The organism is Rhizobium sp. SVR5-9E, from assembly GCF_056755095.1.
Window position 1 is genome coordinate 79,216 of record NZ_JBNDHS010000006.1, and the last position, 11,927, is coordinate 91,142.

At 60.0% G+C, this 11,927-nt stretch carries 8 protein-coding genes and 1 pseudogene; 6 read left to right on the forward strand and 3 right to left on the reverse strand.

Translation table 11 applies throughout. The annotated features are described in order from the left end of the window. The first annotated feature begins 11 nt into the window (after positions 1 to 11). A complete protein-coding gene (locus ACPYOJ_RS05580; RefSeq protein WP_481415347.1) occupies positions 12 to 1,118 on the forward strand; it encodes a mandelate racemase/muconate lactonizing enzyme family protein in 1,107 nt (368 codons plus the stop codon). Positions 1,119 to 1,120: 2 nt separating this feature from the next. Continuing rightward, complete coding sequence (locus ACPYOJ_RS05585) at positions 1,121 to 2,350, forward strand: MFS transporter (RefSeq protein ID WP_481415348.1); 1,230 nt, start codon at positions 1,121 to 1,123, stop codon at positions 2,348 to 2,350. Positions 2,351 to 2,528: 178 nt separating this feature from the next. On the opposite strand, the gene ACPYOJ_RS05590 is transcribed toward ACPYOJ_RS05585, so the two are convergent. After that, entirely contained in the window at positions 2,529 to 3,269 is a 741-nt protein-coding gene (locus tag ACPYOJ_RS05590; RefSeq protein WP_481415349.1) for an SDR family oxidoreductase, read from the reverse strand. Positions 3,270 to 3,671: 402 nt separating this feature from the next. On the opposite strand from ACPYOJ_RS05590, the gene ACPYOJ_RS05595 reads away from it, so the two are divergent. The 4 genes and pseudogenes from ACPYOJ_RS05595 to ACPYOJ_RS05610 all read left to right on the forward strand — a co-directional run bounded on the left by ACPYOJ_RS05595 (position 3,672) and on the right by ACPYOJ_RS05610 (position 7,881). Then, a complete protein-coding gene (locus tag ACPYOJ_RS05595) occupies positions 3,672 to 4,574 on the forward strand; it encodes a LysR family transcriptional regulator (protein ID WP_481415350.1) in 903 nt (300 codons plus the stop codon). 69 nt (positions 4,575 to 4,643) lie between these two features. After that, a pseudogene (locus ACPYOJ_RS05600) lies at positions 4,644 to 4,928 on the forward strand (IS6 family transposase); the annotation flags it as partial. Positions 4,929 to 5,265: 337 nt separating this feature from the next. Beyond that, the gene (locus ACPYOJ_RS05605) at positions 5,266 to 5,748 is read left to right on the forward strand and encodes a hypothetical protein (RefSeq protein ID WP_481415351.1); all 483 of its coding nucleotides are present in this window, start codon (positions 5,266 to 5,268) and stop codon (positions 5,746 to 5,748) included. A 75-nt stretch (positions 5,749 to 5,823) separates the two neighbouring features. Beyond that, on the forward strand, positions 5,824 to 7,881 hold the full coding sequence (locus tag ACPYOJ_RS05610; protein ID WP_481415352.1) for a sigma-54-dependent Fis family transcriptional regulator: 2,058 nt from the start codon (positions 5,824 to 5,826) through the stop codon (positions 7,879 to 7,881). A 91-nt stretch (positions 7,882 to 7,972) separates the two neighbouring features. On the opposite strand, the gene katG is transcribed toward ACPYOJ_RS05610, so the two are convergent. Beyond that, complete coding sequence (katG, locus tag ACPYOJ_RS05615) at positions 7,973 to 10,162, reverse strand: catalase/peroxidase HPI (protein ID WP_481415353.1); 2,190 nt, start codon at positions 10,160 to 10,162, stop codon at positions 7,973 to 7,975. A gap of 80 nt (positions 10,163 to 10,242) precedes the next feature. Then, complete coding sequence (gene groEL / locus ACPYOJ_RS05620) at positions 10,243 to 11,877, reverse strand: chaperonin GroEL (protein WP_481415354.1); 1,635 nt, start codon at positions 11,875 to 11,877, stop codon at positions 10,243 to 10,245. Positions 11,878 to 11,927: the final 50 nt, after the last annotated feature.

Sequence of the window (11,927 nt, forward strand, 5' to 3'; positions counted from 1 at the left end):
CAGAGGAAAAAATGAAGATCAAGAACGTGACGGTCATCGCCGTCGAGATCCCACTTGCCCGCAATTTCGGCGGCAGCCGCTACAACGTCACCAAGCGCTGCACGATCATCACGCGCATGGAGACTGATACAGGACTAATCAGCGAAATCTACAACGGTGACAATCGCGATCACATGCGCGACGTCGTCGAGATCATCGAAAAGGAACTGGTGCCGATGCTGATCGGTGAAGAGGTCTTCGCCGTCGAACGCCTCTGGAAGAAGATGTTCAAGGCGGCAGAGTGGAACCGCGACCGGAAGCTGGTGATGGAAGCGATCGCCTGCATGGACAGCGCCATCTGGGATTTGATCGGCAAGGCCACCGGCGTCAATGTCTGCCGCCTTCTCGGCGGCTATCGCCAGGAAATCCCGATCATCTGCATCGGCGGCTACTACGAGGAAGGCAAGACGCTGTCCGATCTAGGAAAGGAAATGGAGCGGCTGCGCGAAGCGGGTCTCGCCGGCTGCAAGGTCAAGGTTGGCGGTCTCTCGCCGGAAGAGGACGCCAAGCGCGTCGAGGCAGCCCGCAAGGGCGGCGGCGACGATTTTTGGATTGCTGTCGATGCTAACCGTGGCTGGTCGGCTTCCGAAGCCGTGACCTTTGCAAGGCTGATCGAGAAGTACAATATCGCGTGGTTCGAAGAGCCTTGCCACTGGTACGACGATGCTCGCATGATGGCGCAGGTAAGGCGCTCGACGAGCATTCCGATCGACGCCGGCCAGAGCGAGGTCAGCGCCGCAGGCGTCCGCCGCCTGATCGCCGAGGGTGCGGTCGATATCGTCAATTTTGATGCGTCAGAAGCCGGTGGCATTACGGAATGGCGTCGCGCGGCGGCTATGTGCGCGCTCTATGACCTGCGCGTCGGCCATCATGAGGAGTCGCAGATTGCTATGCATATGATCGCCGCAATCCCGCACGGGGTTTGCGTCGAATGCTTTGAGCCCGCGCGCGACCCGATCTGGGCCGGGCTGATCGCCAACAGGCCCAATCCCAGCAACGGCATCATTCAGGTTCCGCAAGGCCCCGGTTTCGGGATCGAGCTCGATTGGGACATGGTCAAGCGCTATCGCGTGAACTGACAATGACGACTGCCGCAATCATGATCCGTGCTGCGGATACGACGCGGCAACGCCAGGTGCGGACGGCAAAGCGCGTCAGGCTTGCCGCCGCATTCCTGCTGATGATGGTCTCGGGCCTTGTTTGGAACTCGTTCGGGCTGTTTCTCGTAGCACTTGAAGCCGAATTCCACTGGTCGCGGTCGTCGATTTCCGGCGCTTATGGTGCCTTCGCCCTTATCAACGCGGTTACCGCGCCTTTCTTCGGTTATCTCCTCGGCCGCTATGACAGCCGCAGGCTCCTAGCGGGCGCCTCGCTGTTGCTCGCCTTCGCGTTTATGCTGACAGCTGCCGTCAGTAGCATCACCCAATATTGGCTCGCCTTTGGACTACTTGCGGGGCTTGGCACGCATTGCACAAGTTCCTATGCAGTCTTTACGGTCCTTGCGGGCCGTTTTCGCGAACGTCCGGCGACTGCGATGGCTATAGCTGACGCCGGCTCGGGCCTTGCCGCATTTCTCGGCATCCCGGTCATCCACTTGCTGATTGTACATCTTGGCTGGCGCAGCGCATATTTTTCGATTGGAGTGGCGATCGCGCTTATCGGCTTTCCAATCCATCTGCTGCTGATGGATCGTATCAAGAAGGTCCGGCGGTCTCAGTCCGCGAAAGGGACCGGTGGGCTGCCGCTGTTCGTCTTCGCTGCTCTCATCATCAGCTATTTCTGCGGTTCTGCGGTCTATCATGGCCTCCTGACGCAGCAGATCGCGCTTTTCGATGAGCAGAACATCGGTGAAGACAATGCAGTCTGGCTGGCCGCGATCGCCGGTCTCGTCGTTTTCGCCTGGCGCCTGATATCAGGTTGGGTCTGCGACTTCTGGGGACCGGCAAGGACCATGCTCATTGCAGCTTTGGCTGCCGTCATCACTTTCCTGACACTGACGGTCGTCGTGAATTCCGGCAGCAGTGCGATGCTCTTCATCTACCCCCTGGTCCTCGGCGTCGCCTTTGGCGGCCAGCAGGTTCTGCTTGCGAATGGAGCTCGGCTGATCGTAAGTCTCACGGCATTGGCCGGTGTCCTCAGCCTCTGCCGCTTGGCGTCAGGCATGGGCATGGCAGGCGGTCCTTTGATTGCCAGTTTGCTCTATGACCTGACTGGCGGCTATGCGATTGCAATCGGCGCCCTGACCGTTCTCGCAATCGCACATTTCGCGAGCTTTGCTGCTCTTTCGGCACACAAAACCAAGGCAGGATAGGCAATCCGCTGTGGCGATGCGCGGTACGCCAGCCAGACCGCTAATTTTGGAGCCAGCGATCTTGAAGGAGGACGATAGGAGTGGCCCGTCAAGAAAGCTCTGAGCCTGCCTCGGCAGGTTGACCGGCAATTCGGGAGACCGATCCTTAGACCGGTCCCCACAAATGTCTCCTAAGGCGTCAGAAGTCCTGCACGATAGGACGGACCACGATTTCGTTGACATCGACGTCGGTTGGTTGCTCGACGGCGTATGCGATTGCTCGGGCAATTGAACTTGCCGGCATGGCAATCTTATAAAAATCATGCACCGCCGATTCAGCCGTTCCGGTTGTCGTGAATTTGAGCTCGCTGTCCACCGCTCCAGGCGCAACAGTCGTTACCCGCAACTTGGTACCAACTTCTTGCCGCAATCCCTCGGAAATGGCTCGCACGGCGAATTTGGTACCGGAATAGACTGTCCCGCCAGGTGCAAAGACCTTGATGCCGGCGATCGAAGTCAGATTGATGATATGACCGCTCTCCTGCTTCAGAAAAATCGGAAGCGCCGCAGCAATGCCGTAGAGGGTCCCTTTGATATTGACGTCGATCATGGCGTCCCATTCTTCGGTGTTAACCTCCGACATGGGGCGTATCGGCATGATGCCCGCATTGTTGACCAGAACGTCAAGCCTGCCAAAATCAGCTAGTACAGCGTTGACGACGGATTTCGCCTGATCCTTGTTCACAACATCCAGCACATATGCCCTTGCGGTTCCGCCAGCCTCGGTGATCGTCTGCACGACCGCGTCGAGTTTGTCCTTCCGGCGCGCCGCTACAGCGACTTTAGCCCCTTTGGAGGCCAGATGACGCGCCGTCTCTGCACCGATGCCGGAGCCACCACCAGTAATGAGCACAACTTTATCGTTGATACCGTTGTTCATAAACGCCTCCTTTTGGCGCTGTGCTATCTATGAGAATTGCTGACCTCTTCCTGCCAAGCTCATCCTCAATGAAATCTCCCGCCACGAGACATGACTGGCCTTGAACGAAGGTTCAATGCGAAAGATCGGGATTGGCTTTTGCAAAATTCACAGTCTCGGTGGCGGTTCACGGACGATCCGTCCTCCCGGGATTTATCGTCTTCATCTCCATTCGGGGAGCAATCTCCATGCAGTATGTGCGACGAATTGCTCTGACATAACCCACGTATCTTGCATCGTATGATTGCACAGCGACATGGTAACCTGTCAGACGATGATCGAGCCTTGGGGGGACCCGTCTGGCCGTTCTTCAAGGATGCGATGCAGTTGCGAAATGCGGATTAACAATGGAGCCGACCAGGCATGGAATGGGGCGATATACGGGTCTTTTTGGGGGTTGCCAGGGCGGGACAGATGGCCGGAGCGACGCGGACACTTGGTCTCGAACAATCGACGATCAGCCGGCGCATCGTGCGCTTGGAAGAAAAGATGGGCGTTTCGCTTTTCGAGCGGGCTGGCCGACGCTTGAGCTTGACGAGTGAGGGCTCAAAACTCCTCGCAGCGGCGGAGAGGCTGGAGTCGATCATAATTCGCGATGTCATGAGCCTCAGAGAGAGCAATCGGGAAATATCAGGACGAGTCCGCATCGGTACATCGGTCGGCTTTGGCGCACATTATCTGGCAGCCCGCCTTCCCCTGCTCGGGGAGATGTTTCCCGGACTGGAAATTGAACTCGTCGCACTGCCGAGAACGTTTTCACTCGGAATGCGCGATGTCGACATCGCCATTGTCATGGATCGACCAGAAACGGGCGACGTTCGGTTTAAAAAGCTTTCATCATACGTGCTTGCGGCCTACGCTCAGTGCGACTATTTCAACTCGAGAAAGCGCCCGTTGGTCATTGAGGACCTTCGAGACCACCGTTGGTGCGGCTACATCAACGAGTTACTGTATACGACCGAACTCGACATGATGACCTTCGGCGATGTTGTCATCACGCCGGATCTTCGAACGACGGAAGTAACCGCGCAGCTCGAGGCTGTGAGAAGCGGGGCCGTTATGGGAATTTTGCCTTGCTACATGGCCGATATCGATCCGTCGCTCGAAATGATTTTGCCAGACCTTGTCCGGCTGGAGCGCACATATTGGATGGTGGTGCATAGCGACCTTGCGGAATCCCCGCGTGTGAGGACAGTCTGGCAGGAGATAGAGCGCTGGGTTCATATGGACCGAGCCCTTTTCGTTCCGGAGCGACCTCGAGATTGAGAAAACAGAAACGGCGGGGGTGATGTCAGGTTAACCGGAGTTGACGTTGTTGGCTGCTAGTCGGCGGTCATGCTCCAGCCCAAAGTCAGTTACAAGCGTCATCGTTTCCCACCGTCTGTGATCGCCCATGCGGTCCGGCTCTACTTCCGATTTCCGCTGAGCCTGCGTCTGGTAGAAGAGATGCTGTTGGAGCGCGGTATCGTCGTTTCCTCTGAGACGATCCCTTGTTGGGCCGGGAAGTTCGGCCCAGACTATGCCGGCCGTTTACGTCGAAAACCGCCAGGCCCAAGCGATGTCTGGCATCTGGACGAAGTGGTCGTGACGATTGGCGGGAGGAGACATTGGCTCTGGCGTCGCCTCACCCGCGAGCGGTGTCACGATCGGTGAACACCCGGTAAAGGCAGTTAGTTTTTTGTAAGCGTCTGGAGATCATTGGCAAGCGATCGAGTGTACCGGGTTTCCGTAAGCGGAGGGTTGTCATCTTCCGGTTTGACCGCAGATCAAAATTGAGGAGAGTTGGTCAAGACGAATTATCTCGAGCCCGATCGACCGATATCTCCGTATGCCGCCCTCCTGTACCACCATTTCGTGCCCACCGGTGATAAGGCTTTACGCTGGTGCATTGGAGGAAATGTGCTACGCTTTGCGATAACAACGCGTTAGAAAATGCAATCATGATCTGGGAGGATTCATGGTCGAGATATTTTCGAAGCGGGATGGACCTCGGCGCGAGGACGTCCAGATCAGGCGCTTCATCGAACAAAATCGTGGCGTGATCACCAAGCTTGCCGACCATCTGAGCAATGGCCGTTATTCCCTGTCCCAAAAGCCGCGCGAGCTCCCGCAGCCGGATGGGCTCATCATCAACATCGGCAATACCCCGGCCGTTGAATCCGTACCTGAGCCACGGATCAGGGCGACGCCCAATGGCCGCGTGATTGCCGTCGATGTAAATTCGGGGCGCCAACTTCAGCATTTCGGCGACATCCGCGAGACCCCCAGCGGCAAGATCTTCACCCTGGCCGTTAAGGGTAATGGCTATATCGCGCCGCTTGACGATGCGACCACCGAGGCACTTGTCGACATGGACGGCGTAGTAATTGGGACATCCTATGACGTGGAAGAACTTACGGCCGATATCGGCCGCCGTATCGACATGGTCCCGGAAACCTGATCTCCCCATTTTCGGCAAGGCCGCGGCCGCTGGCGAGCGCCGAATTTTTCTCGATGCTCAATCTGTGAGAGCTCCATGAAGCGGAATTCACATGGCATAAACGAAATTGACCCGGAACGAGTACCCCACATCTCCGCTCTCATGCCGAGCGGCGCTCTGCTGCGCTCCGATTATGATGAAGTCGGTGTTACCAAGGCTTGGGAAAGACTTCTGGAGGGCAAAAATGAAACCAAGCGCAATACACTGCCGGTGCGCTCTACAATTCACGATTCCTGGTATCGCTGCGCCGAGGGGGGCATCAATTCCCAACGCAATGAGGCACCCATCGAGACCGATCGCGATGCCGTTGAGGCGCTGACACGCGGCAGCTCCGAACTGATGGAGGCCGCAACGCGTCCATTTTCGATGATCGGCCGAATGCTGGACGGAACCGGCGCCATGCTCGCCCTCGCCGACAGTGATGGTGTCCTGATCAATGTCATTGGCGACAAGAGGACCATCTTCGACGGCATGAACATCCACCTCGGCGTTGGGGGCAAGTGGACCGAAGACGTCGTCGGCACCAATGGTATCGGGACTGCTCTTTGGACCGGCGAGCCGGTCTTCGTTCACGCGGCCGAACACTTCTGCGCCGGCATCAAGAGCTGGACCTGCGCTGGCGCGCCGATCCGGGATCCCTTCGACGGCAAGATCATTGGCGTTGTCGATCTTTCGGGACACCCCGATATCTTCCGCCTCCACAACATCGCACTCGTTGCCGCCGCGGCACGCGAGATAGAGAGAGCGCTCGCCGACTCGCAGACGGCTGAACGAATGCGGCTGCTGGAGGCCTTCATCGCCTCCGCGAACAACTATCACGCCAGCGATGGTCTGCTGATCATCGATCGGCAAGGCCGGGCAATCTACCACAACAACGTACCGTTGCCGGAAGGGCGGCGGCTCGGCGAAACCGTTCGTCAGGGCGGCGCGAACTGTTGGTCGCCGGAGCTGACGGGCTCCGGCTTTTTGGACACCGTCGCCACCAGCCTTCCTGAAACAATGCGCAATTGCGATGTTTGTCCGCTCGAACTGGACGGTGATATTCGCGGCGCCGCTCTGGTGTTCCCGAAAAATGCCGGCGGTCGAACTGTGTCGATCGTCAGTCGCGCGTCCGATCTGTTGAAGGAAGCATGCGCCCAGATCGTCGGTGAAAGCGAAGCCCTTTGCACGGCCGTCGATATAGCCTGCCGGGTCGCGGAAACGGAGGACGTGACGTCGCTACTGATCGAAGGGGAGACTGGCGTCGGCAAGGAACTGTTCGCGCGTCTCATCCATGCCGGCAGCCGAAAATCCGCCGGCAGTCCCTTCATCGCACTCAATTGCGGCGCTGTGACGAAGGAACTCTTCGGCAGCGAATTGTTCGGCCACGTGCCCGGCGCCTTCACCGGGGCTTCGCGCGACGGTAAGGCCGGTGTCTTTGAACTGGCAAATGGCGGCGTCCTCAGTCTCGACGAAATCGGTGAAATGCCGCTGGATATCCAGCCGTTCCTGCTGCGCGTGTTAGAAGAGCGCGTAGTTCACCGCCTTGGGGACAGCCGTGCGCGATCTGTCGACGTCAGGCTCGTCGCCTCGACTAACCGCGATCTCAAACAGGAGGTAGCCGCTGGTCGTTTCCGCCGCGATCTTTTCTATCGCGTCAGCGCCGTTTCGATCGAGGTCCCTCCGCTGAGGGACCGTGGTGATGACTGTCTGCTGCTGCTCGATCACTTTAATCGCATCATGGCCAATCGAAGAGGCGTGTCCTCGCTCCGTTTCACCAACGAGGTGCTTGATGCGATCGTCGCCTACCGTTGGCCCGGCAATGTACGGGAACTGCGAAATCTCGTAGAGCGGCTGCATCTCTTTGCCGGCAACCGCCTGGTCTGCATTGACGACCTACCTGCCGAGATGGCTGAACATTGGCAGGTTGGCAGTGACCCCATGGAGGCAGAAGATTATGTCCTCAGTTTTGCCGAGGCAGAGCGCCATGCAATCATTGCGGCGCTGGCGGCAGAGCGTGGTAATCTGAGCAAGGTTGCACTTCGGCTCGGAATATCGCGACCGACCCTTTACCGGAAAATGGACCAGTTCGGGATCAAGCGCAGCTATGCCTGAAAAGGTGCGCCGGCATTGCATGGGCAATGCCGGCCGCTCCGGAACACGAGGAAGTCCGGGCGCAATGGGAAGCACGCGCCCGGACGCCGTCTTACCGGGCGAGATCGAAGCGATCGGCGTTCATGACCTTGTTCCAGGCCAAGGCGAAGTCCTTGACGAACTTCGCCTTGGCATCGGACTGGCCATAGACTTCGGCGATGGCGCGAAGCTGCGAATGCGAGCCGAAGATCAAGTCGACACGGGTGCCGGTCCACTTCAGTTCGTTCGTCTTGCGGTCGCGTCCTTCGTAGACGCCGTCCTTGCCGGCAAGCGGTGCCCACTTCGTGCCCATATCGAGCAGGTTCACGAAGAAATCGTTGGTCAGCGTTTCCGGCCGCGAGGTGAAGACCCCATGTTCCGGAGCGCCCGCCTTCAGCACGCGCAGGCCGCCGATGAGGACGGTCATCTCAGGTGCAGACAGCGTCAGCAGCTGTGCCCGGTCGACGAGAGCCTCTTCGGCCCGCATGAACTGCCTGCGCTTGCCGTTGACATAGTTGCGGAACGCGTCGGCGCGCAGCTCAAGCGCAGCGAAGGACGCTGCGTCGGTCTGCGCGTCGGACGCATCCATGCGGCCCGGCGTGACCGAAACGTTGACCGTCTGGCCCGCGGCCTTTGCCGCCTTTTCGACACCGGCCGCACCGGCCAGAACGATCAGGTCGGCCAGCGATATCTTCTTGCCACCAGTCTGGGCAGCGTTGAAGTCCTTCTGGATGCGTTCGAGAATGCCGAGAACCTTGGCGAGCTGCGCCGGCTGGTTGGCTTCCCAATCCTTCTGTGGAGCAAGACGGACACGCGCACCATTGGCGCCGCCGCGCTTGTCCGAGCCGCGGAAGCTGGAGGCAGACGCCCAGGCGGTGGAAACGAGTTCCTGCACGGAAAGACCGGTCGCGAGCACTTTTTCCTTCAGACCCGCGATGTCGGCGTCGTTGACGAGCTTGTGGTCGACTTCAGGGATCACGTCCTGCCAGATCAGGTCTTCAGCCGGAACTTCCGCTCCGAGATAGCGGACCTTCGGACCCATGTCGCGGTGGGTCAGCTTGAACCAGGCGCGGGCGAAGGCGTCGGCGAACTCAGCCGGTTTTTCGAGGAAGCGGCGAGAGATCTTCTCGTAGATCGGATCGAAGCGCAGCGCCAGGTCGCTGGTCAGCATGGTCGGACGATGCTTCTTCGACGCATCGAAGGCATCGGGAACGGACGCCTCAGCGTCCTTCGCCACCCACTGCTTGGCGCCAGCCGGGCTTGTGGTCAGCTCCCATTCGAAACCGAACAGGTTTTCGAAGAAGTAGTTGCTCCACTGCGTCGGCGTCTGCGTCCAGGTGACTTCAAGCCCGCTGCCGATCGTGTCGCCGGCGCTGCCTTTGCCGAACGAACTCTTCCAGCCGAGGCCCTGGTCTTCGATCGCGCCGCCTTCAGGCTCGGAGCCGACGAAGGACGGGTCACCGGCGCCGTGGGTCTTGCCGAAGGTGTGGCCGCCGGCGATCAGCGCGACGGTTTCCTCGTCGTTCATCGCCATGCGGGCGAAGGTTTCGCGGATGTCGCGGGCCGAGGCGAGCGGATTCGGATTGCCGTTCGGGCCTTCCGGGTTGACGTAGATGAGGCCCATCTGCACGGCACCGAGCGGCTCTGCGAGTTCGCGCTCGCCGCTGTAGCGCTCGTCGCCGAGCCAGGTGCCCTCGGGACCCCAATAGAGTTCTTCCGGCTCCCAGACATCGGCGCGGCCGCCGGCGAATCCGAAGGTCTTGAAACCCATCGACTCGAGTGCAACGTTGCCGGTGAGGATCAAAAGGTCGGCCCATGAAATGCTGTTGCCGTATTTCTGCTTGATCGGCCAGAGAAGGCGGCGGGCCTTGTCGAGGTTGACGTTGTCAGGCCAGCTATTCAGTGGTGCGAAGCGCTGCTGACCCTGGCCGGCGCCACCGCGGCCGTCCGTGATGCGGTAGGTGCCGGCGCTGTGCCATGCCATGCGGATAAAGAGACCGCCGTAATGGCCGAAATCTGCCGGCCACCATTCCTGCGAGTCGGTCATCAGCGCATGAAGGTCCTTCTTCAGCGCATCGAGATCGAGCTTCTTGAATTCCTCGGCATAATTGAACGCTTCGCCCATCGGATCGGAGCGGACATTGTGGCCGTGCAGAACCTGCACGTCGAGCCGGTTCGGCCACCAGTCGCGGTTGGCCGGGCGATTTGCGGCATTGCCGTGCGGCACGGGACACTTGCTTACGCTATCAGTTTTCTGGTCCATTACGTTTTCCTTGTCGTTTCGGAAAGCTGCCCTTCGAAAGGCATCGCCGGCGGCAGATCGCCGCCGGCAATCAATCCCGGTTAGGGTCGCCCCAGTCGCTCTGCCCCGCCGCCCAGAGCCGGTCCGGCGGTCGGATCGAGCTCGTCTTCGGCGAGGTCGCCGATCAGCGTCTCCGTCGTCAGGATAAGCTTCGCCACCGATGCCGCGTTGCGCAATGCCGTGTAGGTGACGCGCACCGGATCGATGATGCCGGCTTCAATCATGTTCTGGTACTTGCCGGTCGAGGCGTTATAACCATAGCCGCCATTCACGCGGGTAACCTCCTCGACGACCGCTGCCGGATCGGCACCGGCATTGACGGCAATTCGCGAAAGTGGCCGCGTCAGCACGGACCTGACGAGGCGCACTCCTTCCGCCACATCGCCGCTGACCGTCTGCAGGACGTGATCCAGAACCGGCGCGACCTGGGCGAGCGCCGAGCCGCCGCCGGCGACGACACCCTCTTCCACCGCGGCGCGCACGGCATGCAGGGAATCCTCGATGAGCTGGATCGTGCGTTTCTGCTCGACGGGCGTGACCCCGCCGGCATAGATCACGGCCGTACCGCCGGAAAGCTTGGCAAGCCGCTCGCGCAGCTTGTCCTGCTCGATATTGGGCGGCGCGATCTCGTATTGACGCTGAACTTGCGCCCGCCGTGCGGCGATCGCCGCCGGATCGCCGCCGCCGCGGACGATCGTGGTGTAGGTGGAAGTGGTTCTCACCCGTTCGGTCGAACCGAGATCGTCGGAGGTTATGTCCTCCAGCCTGCCGCCGAGGTCACGGGCAATCACCCGGCCGCCGGTCAGAATCGCCAGATCCTCCATCAGCGCCTTTCGCCAATGGCCGTATTCCGGGGGGTGTATGACCAGATATTTGCCGGAGCCCTCTTTGCCGAGCAATGCCACAACGGCCTCCGGCGACATCTCTTCGGCAAGGATCAGCAGGGGCCGGCCCGCCGCGTCGGCGATGCGGCGGGCTGCGTCGAGGGAGGATGGATCCTTGATCTTGAGATCGGTCATCAGGATGAGGGGATGTTCGAGAACGGCCTCCATCTTGTCCTTATCGGTGACCATGTGATGCGAGAGGTAACCGCGGTCGAACAACATTCCCTCGGCGACATCCAGCGTGGTCTCCGTCGTCACGCTGAAATCGGTGGTGATGACGCCCTCCGTTCCCACCCGTTCATAGGCCTCTGCGACGAGCGCGCCGAGCTTCGGATCGGTGGCGGCGATATTGGCGACCGCCGACAGAACGCCATTGCCGTTGACCGGCCTGGCCCTGCTCCTCAGCGCCTCTACGATCTTCTCCACCGCGAGATCGATGCCCTTGCAGAGGTCGACGGATTTGGCGCCTTGCTCATTGGCCGCGATCCCCTCCTGCACCAGCGCATTGGCCAGCACGATGGCCGTCGTCGTGCCGTCGCCGGCAATATCGTTCGTCTGCATTGAGACTTCGCGGACCACTTGCGCGCCCATGTTCTCAAAACGATCGGAGAGCTCGATCTCCGAGGCGATGCTGACGCCGTCGCGCGTGACCAGCGGCGTGCCGATCGGACGGTCGATCATGGCATTCATTCCCCGGGGGCCGAGAGTGGGCTCGACCGCAGCGGCGAGCCGCCCGACGCCGCGCGCAAGCGCGCGCCGAGCTTCGGAATTGTGTAGCATCAGTTTTGGCATGACTCCTCCTCCTTCCGCCTGAACGGCGGTTCGTTGCGTGGGATCTTTCC

Coding starts and splice junctions, on each gene's coding strand:
- ACPYOJ_RS05585 (WP_481415348.1), top strand. CDS start 1,121: ATGACGACTGCCGCAATCATGATCCGTGCTGCGGATACGACGCGGCAA.
- ACPYOJ_RS05590 (WP_481415349.1), bottom strand. CDS start 3,269: ATGAACAACGGTATCAACGATAAAGTTGTGCTCATTACTGGTGGTGGC.
- katG (WP_481415353.1), bottom strand. CDS start 10,162: ATGGACCAGAAAACTGATAGCGTAAGCAAGTGTCCCGTGCCGCACGGC.
- ACPYOJ_RS05595 (WP_481415350.1), top strand. CDS start 3,672: ATGGAATGGGGCGATATACGGGTCTTTTTGGGGGTTGCCAGGGCGGGA.
- ACPYOJ_RS05605 (WP_481415351.1), top strand. CDS start 5,266: ATGGTCGAGATATTTTCGAAGCGGGATGGACCTCGGCGCGAGGACGTC.
- groEL (WP_481415354.1), bottom strand. CDS start 11,877: ATGCCAAAACTGATGCTACACAATTCCGAAGCTCGGCGCGCGCTTGCG.
- ACPYOJ_RS05610 (WP_481415352.1), top strand. CDS start 5,824: ATGAAGCGGAATTCACATGGCATAAACGAAATTGACCCGGAACGAGTA.
- ACPYOJ_RS05580 (WP_481415347.1), top strand. CDS start 12: ATGAAGATCAAGAACGTGACGGTCATCGCCGTCGAGATCCCACTTGCC.